This window comes from Mesorhizobium waitakense (assembly GCF_056431085.1).
Genome location: NZ_JBWKME010000190.1, coordinates 25,390 through 42,027 on the forward strand (window position 1 = coordinate 25,390; position 16,638 = coordinate 42,027).

Annotated in this window: 16 protein-coding genes and 1 pseudogene; 3 read left to right on the top strand and 14 right to left on the bottom strand. The window is 63.6% G+C overall.

Annotation, left to right across the window (positions count from 1 at the left end):
* Positions 1-53: 53 nt before the first annotated feature.
* The 5 genes from AC07FD_RS34265 to cysG form a co-directional block, all read right to left on the bottom strand.
* Positions 54-596 carry a DUF934 domain-containing protein gene (locus tag AC07FD_RS34265; protein WP_478353411.1) on the bottom strand — a complete coding sequence of 181 codons (543 nt, stop codon included), beginning with the start codon at positions 594-596 and terminating at the stop codon, positions 54-56.
* A gap of 114 nt (positions 597-710) precedes the next feature.
* Positions 711-1,478, bottom strand: coding sequence for a phosphoadenylyl-sulfate reductase (locus AC07FD_RS34270; protein WP_478353412.1), 768 nt, complete (start codon positions 1,476-1,478; stop codon positions 711-713).
* Positions 1,453-3,123 carry a nitrite/sulfite reductase gene (locus tag AC07FD_RS34275; RefSeq protein ID WP_478353413.1) on the bottom strand — a complete coding sequence of 557 codons (1,671 nt, stop codon included), beginning with the start codon at positions 3,121-3,123 and terminating at the stop codon, positions 1,453-1,455. Before AC07FD_RS34275 ends, AC07FD_RS34270 begins: the two co-directional genes overlap by 26 nt.
* A gap of 42 nt (positions 3,124-3,165) precedes the next feature.
* Entirely contained in the window at positions 3,166-3,471 is a 306-nt protein-coding gene (locus AC07FD_RS34280; RefSeq protein ID WP_477285625.1) for a DUF2849 domain-containing protein, read from the bottom strand.
* Positions 3,468-4,919 (bottom strand): siroheme synthase CysG, encoded by a 1,452-nt coding sequence (gene cysG, locus AC07FD_RS34285; protein ID WP_478353414.1) that lies wholly within the window; start codon positions 4,917-4,919, stop codon positions 3,468-3,470. Before cysG ends, AC07FD_RS34280 begins: the two co-directional genes overlap by 4 nt.
* A gap of 487 nt (positions 4,920-5,406) precedes the next feature.
* Here cysG and AC07FD_RS34290 point away from each other — a divergent pair, with 487 nt between their 5' ends.
* Positions 5,407-7,188, top strand: a complete 1,782-nt coding sequence (locus AC07FD_RS34290) for a cation:proton antiporter domain-containing protein (protein ID WP_478353415.1) — start codon at positions 5,407-5,409, stop codon at positions 7,186-7,188.
* Positions 7,189-7,267: 79 nt separating this feature from the next.
* Here the strand turns inward: AC07FD_RS34290 and AC07FD_RS34295 are convergent, their stop codons facing one another.
* Positions 7,268-8,074 (bottom strand): AraC family transcriptional regulator, encoded by an 807-nt coding sequence (locus AC07FD_RS34295; protein WP_478353416.1) that lies wholly within the window; start codon positions 8,072-8,074, stop codon positions 7,268-7,270.
* Between the two features lie 261 nt (positions 8,075-8,335).
* Between AC07FD_RS34295 and AC07FD_RS34300 the strand changes: the two genes are divergently transcribed.
* Both AC07FD_RS34300 and AC07FD_RS34305 read left to right on the top strand, forming a co-directional pair.
* Positions 8,336-9,268 (top strand): zinc-binding dehydrogenase, encoded by a 933-nt coding sequence (locus tag AC07FD_RS34300; RefSeq protein WP_478353417.1) that lies wholly within the window; start codon positions 8,336-8,338, stop codon positions 9,266-9,268.
* A gap of 14 nt (positions 9,269-9,282) precedes the next feature.
* Positions 9,283-9,472 (top strand): annotated as a pseudogene (locus AC07FD_RS34305) (hypothetical protein); the annotation flags it as partial.
* Here the strand turns inward: AC07FD_RS34305 and AC07FD_RS34310 are convergent.
* From AC07FD_RS34310 to AC07FD_RS34345, 8 genes are all read right to left on the bottom strand, one after another.
* Positions 9,453-10,271 (bottom strand): hypothetical protein, encoded by an 819-nt coding sequence (locus AC07FD_RS34310; RefSeq protein ID WP_478353418.1) that lies wholly within the window; start codon positions 10,269-10,271, stop codon positions 9,453-9,455. The pseudogene AC07FD_RS34305 and the gene AC07FD_RS34310 sit on opposite strands and share 20 nt — an antisense overlap.
* On the bottom strand, positions 10,268-11,020 hold the full coding sequence (locus AC07FD_RS34315; protein ID WP_478353419.1) for an SDR family NAD(P)-dependent oxidoreductase: 753 nt from the start codon (positions 11,018-11,020) through the stop codon (positions 10,268-10,270). Before AC07FD_RS34315 ends, AC07FD_RS34310 begins: the two co-directional genes overlap by 4 nt.
* Positions 11,021-11,099: 79 nt before the next feature.
* Positions 11,100-13,379: a transglycosylase domain-containing protein gene (locus AC07FD_RS34320; RefSeq protein ID WP_478353420.1), complete on the bottom strand. Its 2,280-nt coding sequence runs from the start codon at positions 13,377-13,379 to the stop codon at positions 11,100-11,102.
* A gap of 190 nt (positions 13,380-13,569) precedes the next feature.
* Positions 13,570-13,716: a hypothetical protein gene (locus AC07FD_RS34325; RefSeq protein ID WP_013529552.1), complete on the bottom strand. Its 147-nt coding sequence runs from the start codon at positions 13,714-13,716 to the stop codon at positions 13,570-13,572.
* A 25-nt stretch (positions 13,717-13,741) separates the two neighbouring features.
* Positions 13,742-13,996: a GlsB/YeaQ/YmgE family stress response membrane protein gene (locus AC07FD_RS34330; protein WP_095084742.1), complete on the bottom strand. Its 255-nt coding sequence runs from the start codon at positions 13,994-13,996 to the stop codon at positions 13,742-13,744.
* Positions 13,997-14,106: 110 nt separating this feature from the next.
* A complete protein-coding gene (locus AC07FD_RS34335) occupies positions 14,107-14,310 on the bottom strand; it encodes a hypothetical protein (protein WP_095084999.1) in 204 nt (67 codons plus the stop codon).
* A 98-nt stretch (positions 14,311-14,408) separates the two neighbouring features.
* On the bottom strand, positions 14,409-15,029 hold the full coding sequence (locus AC07FD_RS34340) for a ribonuclease D (RefSeq protein ID WP_095084743.1): 621 nt from the start codon (positions 15,027-15,029) through the stop codon (positions 14,409-14,411).
* A gap of 125 nt (positions 15,030-15,154) precedes the next feature.
* Positions 15,155-16,540 carry a M20/M25/M40 family metallo-hydrolase gene (locus AC07FD_RS34345; protein ID WP_478353421.1) on the bottom strand — a complete coding sequence of 462 codons (1,386 nt, stop codon included), beginning with the start codon at positions 16,538-16,540 and terminating at the stop codon, positions 15,155-15,157.
* Positions 16,541-16,638: the final 98 nt, after the last annotated feature.

Here is a 16,638-nt window from a genome sequence, read left to right on the forward strand (position 1 = left end):
GTCCGGATGACCAAGAGAAGGCCCGATCACAACCGATGTAAAGACGCGTGGAATTACCGCTGCGTCAGCTGACGCGAACGTCGCCAGGAATATTTTGGTCCCTTGGGCTCCGGCATGGCAGTTGGCTGATAGTAGAGCCCCAACCCGCCGGTGCGGCCCTCTTCCAGCCGTTTCAACAGCACCGGGTTAGATATCTCGAATTCGTCGAAGCCGAGCCGCAGCATATGCGGCAACTGGTCGACCAGCACCTGGCCCGTGGCGCGCACCGCACCCTCGAAATGATAGCGGCTGCGCAGCAATTCGCCCTTGGAGAAGGAACGGCCATCGCTGAAGGCCGGGAAGGCCAGCGCCACCAGTGACAGCTGGTCGAGCAGATCGGCGATCTTCTCGAGCTGGTCGCCGGGCTGCAGCGCGACACCGAGCCGCTCCCTGGCGGACCGGCGCACCTCCGGATCGAGAGCGAGGAACGCCTGCAGCGGTAGGATGAAGCGGCCATTGCCGGACAGTGCGTCCGCGCTTTCGGCATGAGCCCACTCGTCCTCGCGAAAACCCGTCCGGGTCCAGAGGCGGGTCTCCGGTGTGGTCGGTTCGGTCATCAAAAATTCCTAAAGCCCAAAGAATCCCAGGGTGTTGAAACTTGGCTCAGGCCAAGCCGAGCACCGGAAGCGCAGGAAACCCCCCTTTGCAGGCCGGCTGAATATCAACATACCCTATAGCGATGCGTCGGTCAGCGACTTCTCCAGTCCCGACAGGTGAATGCCGCACTCGGTCTTGGCATGACCGGCCCAGCGGCCGCTGCGCGCGTCCTCGCCGGGCCGCACCGGCTGCGTGCAGGGGAAGCAGCCGATCGACAGATAGCCATAGGCGACCAGCGGATTTTCGCGCAGCGCATGCGCGCGCATGTAGTCCGCCTGGTCCGATGTCGTCCAGTGCGCCAGCGGATTGATGCGGATGCGCGGGCCGACCGCCTCGAACACCGGAAGCGCTGCCCGGGTCGAGGCCTGGAAGCGCTTGCGTCCGGTGAACCAGGCGCGGAAAGGTGCAACGCCACGCGCCAGCGGCTCGACCTTGCGCACGTCGCAGCAGGCGTCGGTATTGCTCTGGTGCAGATTGCCCGTCGGGTCGATCCGTTCGAGCGCTGCTTCTTCGGGCTTGATCACCCGGATGTTGGTCAGCCCGAAATCGGCGGCAAGCGCATCGCGATAGCTGAGCGTCTCCTCGAAATGCTTGCCGGTGTCGAGGAAGATGACCGGCAGCGTCCGGTCGATCTTGGAGATCATGTGCAGCAGCACGGCCGAATCGGCGCCGAACGACGACACCGCGGCGATCTCGTCGTGGAACAGTTCGTGGGCCGAGCGTTCAATGATCTCGAGCGGGGTCAGATGGCCATAAAGCGCATCGAGCCCCGCCGCTTTCGCGGCAATGCCGTCATCGACGACGTCGACGATCTGGTCAAGCGGCCTTGGCTTCGCCAGCATAGAGCGCCTCCTTGAACGGCGCGGGACCGACTCGGCGGTAGGCGTCGATGAATTTTTCTTGCGGGTTGAGCCGAAGGCCGAGATAGGTCTCGACGATCTGCTCGATGGCGTCGGTGATCTCTTCCGAGCTGAAGCCGCGGCCGATGATCTCGCCGACCGACGTGTTTTCGTCGGCCGAGCCGCCCAGCGTCACCTGATAGAGCTCGGAGCCCTTCTTCTCGACGCCAAGGATGCCGATATGACCGACATGGTGATGGCCGCAGGCATTGATGCAGCCGGAGATCTTCAACTTCAGTTCGCCGATCTCCCGCTGCCGCTCCAGCGAGCCGAAGCGGCGCGAGATTTCCTGCGCGATCGGGATCGATCGCGCCGTCGCCAGCGCGCAATAGTCGAGGCCCGGGCAAGCGATGATGTCCGATATCAGGTTGGAGTTGGCCGTCGCCAGCCCGATGTCGACCAGTGCGTCATGGATCGCCTTGAGATCGGCGCGCGCCACATGCGGCAGGATCAGGTTCTGCTCATGGCTGACACGAAGCTCGTCGAAGGCGTATTTCTCGGCGATGTCGGCGACCGCCTCCATCTGGCTGTCGGAGGCGTCGCCCGGCACCTCGCCGATGCCCTTCAGCGAAACGGTCACCGCCGCATAGTCGGGATGGCGGTGCGTCACCACGTTCTGGTCGAGCCAATCGGAAAAGCTCTTCGAATCGAGGCGCGCAAGCTTCACCGCTGCGTCGCCGTCCGGCCGGTCGGTGAGCGCCGGAGGCGCGAAATAGGCCTGGATGGCGCGGATATCGGCGTCCGGCAGCTTCAGTTCGGCGTCCTTCAGTTCCTGCCACTCGGCCTCGACCTGGCGGGTGATTTCCTCGACGCCGGTCTCGTGGACGAGGATCTTGATGCGCGCCTTGTACTTGTTGTCGCGGCGGCCATACAGGTTGTAAACGCGCAGGATCGCCGTGCAGTAGGACAGAAGGTCGGCTTCCGGCAGGAAGTCGCGGATCTTCCTGGCCACCATCGGGGTGCGGCCCTGGCCGCCACCAATATAGACGGCGAAGCCGAGTTCGCCGGCGGCGTTCTTCTTCAGGTGCAGGCCGATATCGTGGGTCTGGATGGCGGCGCGGTCGCGCTCGGCACCTGTCACCGCGATCTTGAACTTGCGCGGCAGGAACGAGAATTCGGGATGCACCGACGACCACTGGCGCAGGATTTCCGCATAGGGGCGCGGATCGGCGACCTCATCGGCGGCGGCACCGGCGAAATGGTCGGCGGTGACATTGCGGATGCAATTGCCACTGGTCTGGATGGCATGCATCTCGACGCTTGCCAGATCCGCCAGGATCGCTGGAATATCCGACAGCGCCGGCCAGTTGAACTGGATGTTCTGGCGCGTGGTGAAATGGCCGTAGCCCTTGTCGTATTTGCGGGCGATGTGGCCAAGCATGCGCAACTGCTTGCCGTTCAGCGTGCCATAGGGCACCGCGATGCGCAGCATGTAGGCGTGCAGCTGAAGATAGACGCCGTTCATCAGCCTCAGCGGCCTGAACTGGTCCTCGGTGATTTCGCCGGCAAGGCGGCGCTGGACCTGGTCGCTGAACTCGGCGACACGGGCCTGGACAAAATCGTGGTCGAACTCATCGTAACGGTACATGCTTCGTCTTTCAGGGCGCGTCCGCCCATGCCTGGTGTCTTGTTAAGCTGCCCAAGTCGCCTGCTTGGCAGCCTGCTTGCCGAGATCGTTGCGGATGGTCGGGCCGGCGGCGCGGATCTTCTCGCGCAACCGCACCGGCTCGACGATGCCGTTGACGACATCGGCGTCGATCAAATTGACGTCGACCACTTCGTTGTCGGCATACGCCTTGGCGCCGATCGCCTCCAGCCGATCCTCGGCCGCCTTGTCGTGCGCAAGGTCGGCATGGTCTACCGTCTCGGCCCAGCCGCCATCGGCATACCAGACGGCAATGCCGTCACTGAGGCGATTGGCGGTCAGTATCTTCATTGTTGAACTCCCTCAGTGGCAGCTGCGGACACGCCTGCATGCCTGTGTCCCGCGAGCGGCTCCGACCGTTCAAAGTTGGCGCCGGCAACCGCATCGCCGATGATGGTCATGACCGGGCCGGAAAGATCGGCACGCGCTTCCAGCGACGGCAGGTCGGCAAGCGTGCCGTGGAAGCGGCGGCGATTGGCGAGGCTGGCATTCTCGACCACGGCCACCGCCGTGTCGGGCGACAGACCAGCCTCGATCAACCGGCCGGCAACCTCGGCCGCCACCGAGCGGCCCATATAGACGGCGACGGTCGCGCCCGAAATGGCAAGCTTGGCCCAGTCCGGCAGCGAATTGCCCTTGAGGTCATGTCCGGTCGTGAACACCATCGACGAGGAAACGCCGCGCAAGGTCAGCGGCAATTCGAAATCGGCAGCGGCGGCGAAAGCCGCGGTAACGCCCGGAACCACCTCATAGGCGATGCCGGCATCACGCAGTGCTGCCATCTCCTCTCCGGCCCGGCCGAACACCAGTGGATCGCCCGACTTCAGCCGCACGACACGCTTGCCTTGGCGCCCAAGTTCGACCAGCAGCGCATTGATCTCGGCCTGGCTCTTGGTGTGGCAGCCCTTGCGTTTGCCGACCGGCAGGCGCTCGGCATCGCGGCGTCCCATGGCAACGACCGCTTCCGGCACCAGCGCGTCATGGACGATGACGTCGGCCTCCATCAGCAGACGGTGGGCGCGCAGGGTCAAAAGATCCTCGGCGCCCGGACCGGCACCGACGAGCGCGATATGGCCCGACGTAGGCGTGTTTGAAAGCAGAAGATCGACGGCGGCGTCATGCGCCTGCGACAGCTGGCCTGCGTCCACGGCATGGGCAGGCGCGCCGCCGAAAAAGTCGCTCCAGAAGCGGCGACGGGCGTTGCTTTTCGGCAGCAGCTTCTCGGCAGCACCGCGAAACGACGCGGCAAGCGTTGCCAGCGGGCCAAGCGACGGCGACAGCAGCTGGTCGATGCGGCTGCGCAGCATCTGGGCAAGCACCGGTCCAGCCCCTTCCGTACCGATGGCGATGGCGACCGGCGCGCGGTTGACCAGCGCCGGGGTGAAGAAATCGCACAGCTCCGGCCGGTCGACCGCATTGACCGGGATCCCCAGACGGCGCGCGTCCGCGGCCACGCGGCGGTCGAGTTCCTCGTCGCCGCTGGCGGCAAACACCATGACCGCGCCTTCGAGCTGCGACGCGTCGTACGTGGCGGCCACATGGTTCGCGCCAGCCTGAACGATGAAGGCCAACAGGTCGGGCTCGGCGTATTCGGAAATGATGCGCAGGACCGCGCTCGACTGCCCGATCAGCCGCGCCTTGGCCAGCGCCTCGTCGCCGCCGCCGACGATGGCCACGGTTTGCCCCTCGACCCGCAGGAAGACAGGGAAGGCATTGAGCTTGGGAACAGTGTGCGGCATGGACGCGAGCGTAATCCTGAACAGGCCTGCAGTTCTACGCGCGGGCGCGAAAAACCAGAAGGAACGCACTCGCGCATCGCTCGTCGGGATGCAATCGCTTTTCTGAATGCTCTCTACCCAAGAGAAAAATATTCCTCGTTGGCACATGGAGCGGATTCAAGCTGCTGCCGCAGGCCTTGATTTGCGCCTCTTTTAGCGCCCGACCGAAAATATCGCAAAACAGTTTTTTCTAAATTCTACCAATTTAGTAGATTAAAGCCGCCCGCACCAAAACCCATGCAGGGCAGCAAAATCACTGCCCTTTTCGATCAGGCGGCGACATGATCTGCGTGAATTCTGACGGCTATTTGTTTTCTGCGCCTCTCGCAGTCGATTTTGCGCGCTTGCGGGTTGCATCGTCGACACCCCTTCCACCATATTGCAAACAGGCGGCGGCTTCGGGCGGCGCACACCCGACATCTCTGGTTTGAAAGGCGCTCCATAGACAATGCCGCATGACACGCCCCTTATCGCCACCATCGTCGCCGGTCTGGGGCTGGCTTTCGTCTTCGGGGCTCTCGCCAACCGATTCCGCATTCCGCCGCTGGTCGGCTATCTCGTAGCCGGCGTGCTGGTCGGGCCGAACACGCCCGGCTTCGTCGCCGATGCCGGCCTTGCCAATGAACTGGCCGAAATCGGCGTCATCTTGCTGATGTTCGGCGTCGGCCTGCACTTCTCGCTGAAAGATCTTCTGTCGGTGCGCGCCATCGCCGTGCCCGGCGCTATCGTCCAGATCGGCTTTGCCACCGCACTCGGCGCCGGCCTGTCCTGGATGCTCGGCTGGTCGATGGGCGCGGGCCTGGTTTTCGGCCTGGCGCTATCGGTCGCCTCGACCGTGGTGCTGCTGCGCGCCTTGCAGGAACGGCGCCTGATCGAGACGGAACGCGGCCGGATCGCCGTCGGCTGGCTGATCGTCGAGGACCTGGCCATGGTGCTGGCGCTGGTGCTGCTGCCGGCCCTTGCCGGCGTGCTCGGCGGCCAGGAGCAGGCTGACGCCCACGCGAGCGGCTTTCTGTCGCTGCCGGCCAGTTATGGCATCTGGGGCGTCGTCGGCATCACGCTGGCCAAGGTTGCCGCCTTCGTCGTCGTCATGCTTGTGGTCGGCCGCCGGGTGATCCCGTGGATCCTGCACTACGTCGCCCACACCGGCTCGCGCGAACTGTTCCGGCTCGCCGTGCTGGCCATCGCGCTCGGTGTCGCCTTCGGTGCAGCCAAACTGTTCGGGGTGTCGCTGGCGCTGGGCGCCTTCTTCGCTGGCATGATCATGAGCGAATCCGAGCTCAGCCATCGCGCCGCCGAGGAATCGCTGCCGCTGCGCGATGCCTTTTCCGTGCTGTTCTTTGTTTCGGTCGGCATGCTGTTCGATCCGTTCAGCCTGATCAGTAATGGCTGGCCGATCCTGGCGACGCTTGCCATCATCGTCATCGGCAAATCGTTGGCGGCATTCGTCATCGTCATTGCCTTCGGCTATCCCTTGGCCACGGCGCTGATGATTTCGGCGAGCCTGGCCCAGATCGGCGAATTCTCCTTCATCCTGGCCGAACTCGGCGTCGGGCTGAAACTATTGCCCGAACAGGGCCGCGACCTGATCCTTGCCGGCGCCATCCTGTCGATCGTCCTCAATCCGCTGATGTTCCTCGCCATCGACTGGATGAAGCCATGGCTTGAGCGGCGCGCCGCCAGGACGGCACCGCCGGTCGAGGCAAAGCCGGTCGGTCCGGCGACGGAACCGGGCCAGGTGGCTTCGGTTGCAGCGACGACCAACGGGGAAGACGGGCCGCCGCCGAGGACAGCGCTCGCCAACCACGCCATCCTGATCGGCTATGGCCGTGTCGGCAGTCTCGTCGGCGCAGCGTTGAAAGAGGCCGCCCTGCCCTTCCTCGTCATCGAGGATGCCGACAAGACACTGGCCAGGCTGAAGGCCGACGACATCGAGATCGTCTCCGGCAATGCCGCAAATGCCGAAGTGTTCGCCGCGGCCAATCCGGAAGGTGCGAAGCGGCTGATCCTGGCCATCCCCAATGCCTTCGAGGCCGGCCAGATCGTGCTGCGGGCGCGGGCCGCCAATCCGAAGATCAACGTCATCGCCCGCGCCCATTCCGACGCCGAGGTCGAGCATCTCAAGGGGCTCGGCGCCGACACGGTGATCATGGGCGAGCGCGAGATCGCTCGTGGCATCGTCGAAGAGGTGTTGGGGCACAAGCCAGCGCTACGGCCGGAGGCCGCCTAGCCGTCCGTGGCCTAAGTCCTGGACCCCAAGCCCGCATGCTCACGGATGCTGGCAATGAGATCGTCTGGAAGCGCGCCTATCAAGCGACGAATGCTGAACCGCCGTTTTGCACGAGATTGCTGAGATACTTTGCCGGCGGCTTCCCAAGCGCCTTCTTGAACATGGTGATGAAGGCCGTGACGGATTCATAACCGAGATCGCCCGAAACTTGCTGCACGCTCGCGCCGGCGGCCAACTCTCGCATTGCGACGATCAAATGCAGTTGCTGGCGCCAGCGCCCGAAGGTCAGTCCCGTCTCCTTCACCGCGAGACGTGCGAGACTGCTCTCGCTGAGGGCGACACGATTGGCCCATTCTGCCAAGGTGCTGCGGTCGGCAGGATCTTCCGCCAACGCCTCGGCGATCCGCCTCAGGCGCGGCTCGGATGAAATCGGCAGATGCAGCTGCTGGATCGGCATGCGAGGCAGTTCGGTGAGCAGGACCCTGGTCAAGAGCCCGTCCCTTGCGTCATCCCCGACGCTATCGGACAGCTCGATGATCAGTTCGCGCAGCAGTGGCGAGATCGAAAGCGTGCAGCACCGGTTTGGCAGATCGGCGGCTCCCGGCTCGATGTAGACGAAAAAAATCCGGGCATTGGCGGTCGCGATATTGCTGTGCTCGATGTCACCCGGAATCCACACCCCGCAATGAGGCGGCACCATCCACAGGCCATTGGGAACGCGACATATGACGCCGCCTCCCAGTGCGAAGACGAGTTGCCCTTTGCGATGCCGGTGGTCGGGCACCTCTGCCTTGGTCTCGGTAACGTCAACGCGCACGGCGATTGCCGGCCCGAGAACGTCATCTACGTCGAAATCGAGCCATGGGTAGCGAAGAGGCTGTCTCATGATTGACGGTTTTTAGCGATCAGTTGCCATAATATCTAAATTATTCAGCCGGCTGAGTCTATAAATTCCGGTTTGCGTATAGCGGGCGTCAGGCTGATCGCGTCGACGCTCCGCGTGCCCATCGCCGGCCGATGAGGCGGCGACCTCCGCGCAAGTGTGCCAAGCCATCGAAGATTAGGCTTGGTGCTCCGAAGTCGAACCCGCAAGGCATAGCGCCGCCAGACGCTATGCCTCCACAAACCAGCAAGAAGGTATGACCCCATGCTCGCCTTGGTCACATCTCCCGCCAGCGCCACCAGACTGAGGCTCGCCGAGCTGGAGGAGCCTCAGCCCTTCGCAAACGAGGCGCTTGTCTCGGTCCGCGCAACCTCGTTGAACCGCGGTGAACTGCGCCTGCTCGCCATCCGACCGAACGGCTGGATACCCGGCCAGGACATCGTTGGGGTTGTCGAATGCGCAGCAGCCGATGGCTCCGGGCCAACCGTAGGCACCCGGGTTGCGGCTTTGGTCGACCAGGCCGGCTGGGCCGAACGTGTCGCCGTTTCAACCGACCGTCTCGCCGTCCTGCCGGATTACGTCAGCTTTGTCTCCGCAGCCACGCTTCCGGTCGCGGGCACGACGGCGCTGCGCACCCTGCGCCTCGGCGGCGATCTGGCCGGCCAGCAGGTCCTGATCACCGGCGCAAGCGGTGCGGTCGGTCGTTTCCAGATCCAGATCGCCCGCGAGCAGGGCGCCTCGGTGACCGCGATCGCCGCCGCCCGACATGCTGAGGATCTCCGCGGTCTTGGAGCCGAGCAGGTTGTCGAGTCGATCGCGTTGGCCAAGGGCCTGTTCTCGCTGATCACCGAGTCGGTCGGCGGCGAAAGCCTGACACACGCGATCGAATGCGTTGCACCTGGCGGGACCGTTGTCATGTTCGGATCGAGCAGCGGCGAACTCACGCCCATCGGATTCCGCCAGTTCGTTCCGGATCACGAGGGAGCGAGGCTTCAGACTTTCGCGTACTACACTTCCGGTTCAGGCATTGGCGCGGACATCGCCTCGCTGCTCGCGCTGGTCGCGGCTGGCCGGCTTGAAACGCGCGTGGTCTTGACCGTGCCGTGGACAGACGTCGCCCAAGCCCTCGACGCACTGCGACAGCGCAGCATCAGCGGCAAGGCTGTTCTCACCATAGCCGGAATAAGCAGTCCCTAGCTTGAAAGTCGACCGGCTCACACGTGCTGGCCGCTATTGATTCCGACGCCGATGTCGAGCATCTTAAGGGGCTCCGCGCCGACACGGTGATCATGGGCGAGCGCGAGATCGCCCCGTGGGATCGTGGAAGGGGCGCTTGGTGGGCATACCGAGACGGTGCAAGCCGGCCAGACCGCCAGGAGCGCTACTCTTTCACAATCGTGAGGCCTGCCTCGATCACACGTTTTCTGATATTTTGAACGTCTTCGGGCGGAACATCCCACTGCCAAGTGATAGGCGACAATTGCCGCAGAACGCCGTAGGCGTTCTCCTCGATCCAGGTCTCCAGTCGCTTGCCGTCCAAGTGGCGGTCCAGATGCCCACGTGACAACAGGTTGAACGGAAACACGTCGCGAAGGTTCTCGGTCAGATTTCGTTTGTCGCTATCAGCACGGAATGTTCGGCCAAATGCGAAAGATTGCTCGCTCATTTGTGCCGGCGGGCCATAGAACGTCTTGTCGACGGTCGCGAAACGAGAAGATGCCGACCCTCGCGCAAACGCTCTCGGCCCCCAAAAATATGGCATCGAGAGGCCAAACCCATAGATTGGTTGCAGTTCATCGCTGACATATCTGACGATTCTCTGAAAGGTCTCTTTCAAATCGGGGACTGCGGCCTGGTCAATGTGAATATCGAACAGCCTGAAACGATCGACCGAGCAGCCAATTTCTATCGCAAAATCCGACAATACATCGGGGCTGCGCTTCCACAGACAACCGACCGATTCCCAGCTCTTCTTGTCTATGACGCCGCGTTCGACAAAATTTCTGTAGAGATAATCCTTGCCCGTTTTGTCATCGACAACCGTGGCTATATCAGGCGAAGAGCCGATAATCTCAGCAATGCGATCCAGGATCTCGCATGCCTGGCGAATGCTCAGGGTTGCGGCCCATTCATAAATCAGCAGCGACCCAACAATGTTGGTTTCAGCGAACCGCTCATATCGGCCGGTCTGCTCGCTCACACGTGCTGGCCGCCATTGATATGGATTTCCGAGCCGGTCACGTAGGATGCCTGCTGCGAGCACAGGAAGAAGATGATGTCGGCGACTTCCGCCGTGGTGCCGAGACGCCGCAGCGGAATGGTCTCGACGATCTTGTCCGTGCCCGGCGACAGGATCGCGGTGTCGATCTCGCCCGGCGCGATGGCGTTGACGCGGATGCCGTGCGGGCCGAAATCATGCGCCATCTCGCGCGTCAGCGAGCCAAGCGCGGCCTTCGATGTCGCATAGGCGGTGCCGGCGAAGGGATGCACGCGGGTGCCGGCGATCGAGGTGACGTTGACGATCGAGCCCTTGGCCGCGGCCAATTCCTTGAACAGCCCACGCGCCAGCATGATCGGCGCGAAGAAATTGACCTGGAACACGTCGCGCCAGACATGCATCGGCGTGTCGATCGAGTCCATCCGGCTGTTGCCGTCCTTGAGCTTCGGCGAGATGCCGGCATTGTTGACCAGCGCGTGTAGCTGGCCGCCATGCGCTTCCAGCCGATGGCGGATTTCCGAAACGGCGATGCCGACATCCTCCTGGTCGGCGAGGTCGACCTTGATGTGATCTTCCGGGCCGGCCGGCCACGGGCAATCCTCGGCAAAAGCCTGGCGCGAGCAGGTGATGACGCGCCAGCCCTCGCGCGAAAAACGCTTGACGGTGGCGTGGCCGATGCCGCGGCTGGCGCCGGTTAGCACGATGGTCTTTCTGGGGTCGAGTTCAGCCATTTTGTAGTCTCCAGGGCGGAGATGTAGCCGAACGCGGCCGAGGTGGCGAGAGGCGAGTTGCCGCTCAGCCGCCGCCCCCTCAGCCACCACCAAGAATATCGAGGATCGAGGTCTGCCGCTTCTTGAGCGGGCCGCCGACGCTGCCCGGCGGCACCGGGTGCTTGATCGACGCGGTGGCGCTGTCGTCTTCCGGCATCGAAAGGCCATCGGCATCGACCGTCTGCGCGGGACGTGCCGCGCGGACCGGCGCCGGCGGCGTCGCAGCAGGCGCAGCGGCCTGTGCGGCCGGGGCCTGCCGGCCAACGGCTACGGACGGAACCGGCGCCGGTGGCGTGTTGTTTGCCGAGGGTATCTCGTCGGGCACGATGGTGTCGGCCGGTGTCGACTTCCACGTGCCGGGCAGCGGCCGCACCGGCACGCCCTCATGCGCGGCGACCATGAACTCATGCCAAGCCTGCGCCGGCAGTGCGCCGCCGGTGACCTTCTTCATCGGGCTGCCGTCGTCATTGCCGAACCAGACGCCGGTGGTGAGATTGGCGGTGTAGCCGACGAACCAGGCGTCGCGCGAATTCTGGCTGGTGCCGGTCTTGCCGGCCGACGGCCAGGCGAAAGCCGCTTTTCGGGCGGTGCCGGTCTCGACCGTACCGGTCATCATCGAGTTCATCATGCCGACGATCTCGGGCTTGACGACACGCGGCGCGCTGCCGCCACCGCTGTCGTAAAGCACCTTGCCATCTGTGGTCGTTACGCGGCGGATGAAATGGATGTCCGGCTTGTAGCCGCCATTGGCAAAAGGCACATAGGCCGAGGTCAGCTCCAGCGGCGTCACCTCCGAGGTGCCGAGTGCGATCGAGGTGTTGGACTGCAGGTCGGACTGGATGCCCATGCGGTGCGCGGCTTCGACAACCGCGTTCGGCCCGACCTCCATGGTCAGCTGGGCCGCGACCGAATTCAGCGATTTCGCAAGTGCGGTGGCCAGCGTCACCCTGCCGAAATATTTGCCGCCGTAATTGTCGGGCGTCCAGTTGCCGATCTTGATCGGCGCATCGTTGCGCATACTGTCGGGCGTGCGGCCGGCTTCAAGGGCGGCCATGTAGACGAACGGCTTGAACGCCGAGCCCGGCTGGCGGCGTGCCTCCGAAGCACGATCGAACTGGCTGGTCGAATAATCGTAACCGCCGACCATGGCGCGCACCGCACCGGAATCGTCGATCGACACGAGCGCGCCCTGGGTGACGTTGAGCTTCTTGCCGCTGTCGTCGATCAGCCGGCGGATCGATTGCTCTGCGAGCTTCTGCAGGTTCAGGTCGACGGTAGAATCGATGACGATGTCGCCGCGCACGTCGCCGATCAGGTCAGGCAGTTCTTCCATGATGGTGTCGGCGACGTAGTTCTCCGAGCCGGTCCAGTAGGATGGCGCGCGCGTTGCCGGCGCGCTCATCGCCGAGGTCAATTCCTTGGCGCTGATCTTGCCCTCGTCGCGCATGGCGGCAAGCACGAGTTGCGAGCGTTCCTCGGCGGCCTTCGGGTCGCGCGCCGGCGACAGCCGCGACGGCGCCTTCAACAGGCCGGCAAGCAGAGCTGCTTCCGACAGCGTGACGTCGCGCGCGCTCTTGCCGAAATAGCGGCGCGAAGCCGCTTCGACGCCATAGGCGCCGGACCCGAAATAAACCCGGTTGAGGTACATTTCGAGGATCTGGTCCTTGGTGTGCTTGTGCTCCAGCCACAGCGACAGCAGCACTTCCTGCACCTTGCGTTCCAGGGTGCGGTCGGGCGTCAGAAACAGGTTCTTGGCCAATTGCTGGGTCAGCGTCGAACCGCCCTGCGAGAAATGCCCGCCGAGCAGGTTGGTCACCATCGCACGCGACAGGCCGATCGGGTCGATGCCGAAATGCGAGTAGAAGCGGCGATCCTCGATGGCGATGACGGCCTCGGGGATATAGGGCGACATTTCGTGCAGGCCGACGGCCTCGCCACCGCTCATGCCGCGGTTGGCCAGCAGTTGGTTGTCGGCTGAGACGATCTTGATATTGGGGGCGCGGTCGGGGATCGACCAGGTTGTGGCCGCCGGCATCTTGGCGCCGTAGTAGATGACGATGCCAGCCGCCGCGATGCCGCCCCAGATGGCGAGCACGAAGCACCAATAGAACAGCCGGCCGAGCACGCCGAACAAGCCGCGGCGGCTTCTGCCGCGTCCGCCGCGCGACGATTTTCCCTTGGCCGGCTTTCGTTTTGCGGAGGCTTTGCGGTTGCTCGGCACGACGCGATCCTCCTCGTTCACCGAAAGACCCGCCGAGGATTTCGCCTGCGGCGGTACCTCGAAACTGGGTTCGATGCGACTGTCTCTGCGGTTCGCCATGCGCTGTGCTTGATATCCCCGATGCCTATGGCGCTCGGGTTGAAGAGTAGATGCGGCGGTTTAAAGGCGGGTTAAGTCGGGAAAAATCGATGCAATGTGGATTCAATTGCTTGCGGATCGGTTCCAACGCCATATCGGCGCTGCCCGTCTGAGCAACAAGGCGGCGGCGGTCAGCGCCGGTCCGGCGCCGTCAATTCTGCTGGATCGAGATGCCCTTGTCGTCGATCTTGAGCTCGACGCCCTTCGGTTTGGTCTGCTCGCGATAGACATAGATGCCGAGCGCGATGACCACGACGACGAGCGCGCCAATGACGAGATAGAGCGTATTCTGTTTCATGGCGCGCTCTTTCGGTTGTCGAGCGTCAAGCTCGTTTCAGAACCTTGACCAGCACCAAAAGGATGATGGCGCCGATCGTGGCGTGGATGATCGCCGCGAGAACGCCGCCGCCGATGGAGAAGCCGATCAGCGGGAACAGCCAGCCGGCGATGAAAGCGCCGACGATGCCGACGATGATGTTGCCGATCAGGCCGAAGCCGAAGCCGGACACGATGAGACCGGCGAGCCAGCCGGCGATGGCACCAATGATGATGAAGACGAGCAGGCTTTCGACACCCATGACGATTTCCTCCGAGCAAGAGGGCGAGCGCGGAGCGGAAAGCTCCGAATCGGCCTCGATATCAACGATTTCAGGCTATTCGAAAGCAGCCAGCGTCGCCAGCGGCGCGCTCATTGGTCGTCATCGTCGCTTGCGGCAGGCCGCCAGCTGGTCGGCTCGACCTTCTTTTGCGTATGGCTGTCGGTGTAGACCCACCAGCCGTCGTCGCGATATTGCGCGATTGATTCGTTGATGACGCCGTCGCTGTCCTTCCAAGTGACGGAGACCTTTGAACCGTCGGTCGGAGCGGTCGCTATCGGCTTTCTGTCCGCCATGTCATCCCCTTTTGAACCGACCAGGCTGAGCCGACACAACGCGGCGCCCTGCATCTGGTTCCAAACGGGTCGCCGGCAGCAGAGTCTAACCAAGGTCATCAGCTGTGGGCGAAGATATCCTCTTCGTCCCAGCCCATGAGGTCGAGTTTGGCACGCGTCGGCAGGAAGCGGAAGCAGGCATCGGCCTCCTTCGTCCGCCCGTCTCGCGCCAGCCGCCCGGCCAGCACATCGCGCAAACGGTGCAGATAGAGCACATCGGAAGCGGCGTATTCGAGCTGTTCGGGCGACAGCGTCTCGGCCGCCCAGTCCGACGATTGCTGCGCCTTGGACAGGCCGACGCCGAGAAGCTCGAAGCAGATGTCCTTCAGCCCGTGCCGATCGGTGTAGGTGCGGGTCAGCCGCGAGGCGATCTTGGTGCAGAACACCGGCTCGGGCATCACCCCGAACGCATTGTAAAGCACGGCAAGGTCGAAGCGCCCGTAATGGAACAGCTTGGTCACGCCGCGATTTCTCAGCAGGCTGACGAGGTTCGGCGCCTTCTTCTGGCCCGGCGCGATCTGGATCACGTCGGCTGTGCCGTCGCCCGGCGAAATCTGCACCACGCACAGCCGGTCGCGATGCGGGTTGAGCCCCAGCGTCTCGGTGTCGATGGCCACCGCCCCGACATTGTAGTGCGAAAGGTCGGGCAGGTCATTTTTGTGGAAACGGATGTCGGCCATTGTCTTCTCCGGTCGAGCCCGCGGCATCCCTTGAAGCGCAAGGGGTGCCGCAGCGCTTTTATCTCGTGGCCCGTCCTCGCCGCGATCCGCTGAAAAATCAACAGGAAAACTAGGGTCCCGCCGCCTCAGCGCGTCAACGCCTCCAGAATCCGCGCCCACGAACGCTGGCCCTTGTGGAAGGAGCTCAGCTCGTATTTCTCGTTGGGCGAGTGGATGCGGTCATCGTCGAGGCCGAAGCCGACCAGCAGCGATTCCATGCCGAGATAGGTCTGGAAGTCGCCAACGACGGGAATCGAGCCGCCGCCGCCCGTCGTCACCGCCGGCTTCGGCCATTCGTCGGACAGCGCGTTCTTGGCCTTGGCCAGGAACGGCGAGTCATAGGAAAGCTGGATTGCCGGCGAGCCGCCATGCGGGTGGAATTCGACCGAACAGTCGGCCGGAATGCGCTCCCTGACGAACTTCTGGAACGCAGCGCGGATCTTCGCCGGGTCCTGCTTGTGGACGAGGCGGAACGAGACCTTTGCCGAGGCTTCCGCCGCGATCACCGTCTTGAAGCCCTTGCCGGTGTAGCCGCCTATGATGCCGTTGAACTCGGCCGTCGGCCGCGCCCACGTCAGTTCTAGCACCGAGCGGCCCTTCTCACCCGACGGGATCGACAGGCCGACGGGTCCGAGGAACATCTCGGCCGTCTCGCCAAGCGTCTCCCATGATTTCAGGATCTGCGACGGCGTTTCCTCGACGCCGTCATAGAAGCCTGGAATGGTGATGTGGCCGTCCTTGTCGTGGATATCAGCCAAAACCTTGGCCAGGATGCGGATCGGGTTGGCGGCGGCACCGCCATAGAGGCCGGAATGCAGGTCGCGATCGGCGGCCTTCACCGTGATCTCCTCACCGACCATTCCGCGCAGCCCGACGCAGATCGACGGCGTGTCGCGGTCCCACATGCTGGTATCGCAGACCAGCGCGAAATCGGCCTTCAGCTCGTCGGCATTGGCTTCGAGGAACGGTTTCAGCGACGGTGAGCCGGATTCCTCCTCGCCCTCGAACAGGATGGTGATGCGGCACGGCAAATTGCCATGCACCTGCTTCCAGGCCCGGCAAGCCTCGACGAAGGTCATCAACTGGCCCTTGTCGTCGGCCGAACCACGCCCGGTGATCACCTTGCGGCCGGGCTCGATTTCCTTGACCGCGGGCGAAAACGGATCGCTTTCCCACAATTCGATCGGATCGACCGGCTGCACGTCGTAGTGGCCGTAGAACAGCACATGCGGCGAGCCGGCTGGTCCATCATGATGCGCAACGACCATCGGGTATCCGGGCGTATCGCGCACGCTGGCGTCGAAACCGATAAGCTTGAGCTCTGCCACCAGCCATTCCGCCGCCTTGCGGCAGTCGGCGCCATAGGCCGGATCGGTGGAGATCGACTTGATCCTGAGCAGGCCGAACAGGCGCTCAAGGCTCTGGTCGAGATTCTTGTCGAGGCGATCGAGAACGGGGGAAACTGCGGACATTTGTGAAGCCTTTCGATTCAGTGCCGGGACCGTAAAGGCAGACTGGGCGAACGAAAAGCCCGGGACGATTGGACCAAGGCGCGCGATGCCTCTCGAAC

Coding starts and splice junctions, on each gene's coding strand:
- AC07FD_RS34265 (WP_478353411.1), bottom strand. CDS start 596: ATGACCGAACCGACCACACCGGAGACCCGCCTCTGGACCCGGACGGGT.
- AC07FD_RS34270 (WP_478353412.1), bottom strand. CDS start 1,478: ATGCTGGCGAAGCCAAGGCCGCTTGACCAGATCGTCGACGTCGTCGAT.
- AC07FD_RS34275 (WP_478353413.1), bottom strand. CDS start 3,123: ATGTACCGTTACGATGAGTTCGACCACGATTTTGTCCAGGCCCGTGTC.
- AC07FD_RS34280 (WP_477285625.1), bottom strand. CDS start 3,471: ATGAAGATACTGACCGCCAATCGCCTCAGTGACGGCATTGCCGTCTGG.
- cysG (WP_478353414.1), bottom strand. CDS start 4,919: ATGCCGCACACTGTTCCCAAGCTCAATGCCTTCCCTGTCTTCCTGCGG.
- AC07FD_RS34290 (WP_478353415.1), top strand. CDS start 5,407: ATGCCGCATGACACGCCCCTTATCGCCACCATCGTCGCCGGTCTGGGG.
- AC07FD_RS34295 (WP_478353416.1), bottom strand. CDS start 8,074: ATGAGACAGCCTCTTCGCTACCCATGGCTCGATTTCGACGTAGATGAC.
- AC07FD_RS34300 (WP_478353417.1), top strand. CDS start 8,336: ATGCTCGCCTTGGTCACATCTCCCGCCAGCGCCACCAGACTGAGGCTC.
- AC07FD_RS34315 (WP_478353419.1), bottom strand. CDS start 11,020: ATGGCTGAACTCGACCCCAGAAAGACCATCGTGCTAACCGGCGCCAGC.
- AC07FD_RS34320 (WP_478353420.1), bottom strand. CDS start 13,379: ATGGCGAACCGCAGAGACAGTCGCATCGAACCCAGTTTCGAGGTACCG.
- AC07FD_RS34325 (WP_013529552.1), bottom strand. CDS start 13,716: ATGAAACAGAATACGCTCTATCTCGTCATTGGCGCGCTCGTCGTCGTG.
- AC07FD_RS34330 (WP_095084742.1), bottom strand. CDS start 13,996: ATGGGTGTCGAAAGCCTGCTCGTCTTCATCATCATTGGTGCCATCGCC.
- AC07FD_RS34335 (WP_095084999.1), bottom strand. CDS start 14,310: ATGGCGGACAGAAAGCCGATAGCGACCGCTCCGACCGACGGTTCAAAG.
- AC07FD_RS34340 (WP_095084743.1), bottom strand. CDS start 15,029: ATGGCCGACATCCGTTTCCACAAAAATGACCTGCCCGACCTTTCGCAC.
- AC07FD_RS34345 (WP_478353421.1), bottom strand. CDS start 16,540: ATGTCCGCAGTTTCCCCCGTTCTCGATCGCCTCGACAAGAATCTCGAC.